This window comes from Tamlana crocina, from assembly GCF_012037625.1.
Map to the genome: position 1 here is coordinate 1 of NZ_JAAVJS010000420.1, position 383 is coordinate 383.

At 38.6% G+C, this 383-nt stretch carries 1 protein-coding gene; it reads right to left on the reverse strand.

The window, feature by feature from the left end; translation table 11 throughout:
* Positions 1-383: TraG/VirB4 family ATPase (locus HC176_RS17395; RefSeq protein WP_483414759.1), on the reverse strand; the 383-nt coding region annotated here is incomplete at both ends.

Below are 383 nucleotides of genomic sequence, written 5' to 3' on the forward strand. Positions count from 1 at the left end.
TCTGACATCACGTGCAGGAAGTTCACTATGTTGAAGTAATCCGCATGGATCTTCAGTTTTTGCAGGAGATCCTTCTGATTGGTTTCTACAAACCGATAAAAATTATCCAGGGAATGCTTTTCAGGAACATTCGAATAGTAGTGGAGCAATATTTTTCTGATCGAAACTGATTGTGCTTTGGTGACTTTTAAATCTGAGCCGAAGAGTTCAAACAGGAACATTGACAAATCCTCCAGCCGTTCTGGCGTGACATCTTCTGAATTACTGATGTAAAACGGATTAATACCCAAATTTTTCCCGCTTTCATATCTCAGAACAGTATACTTTTCAGGATATAATTTTGCGAATTTTGTATAGGAGCCACCAAGATCAATGATCACCAG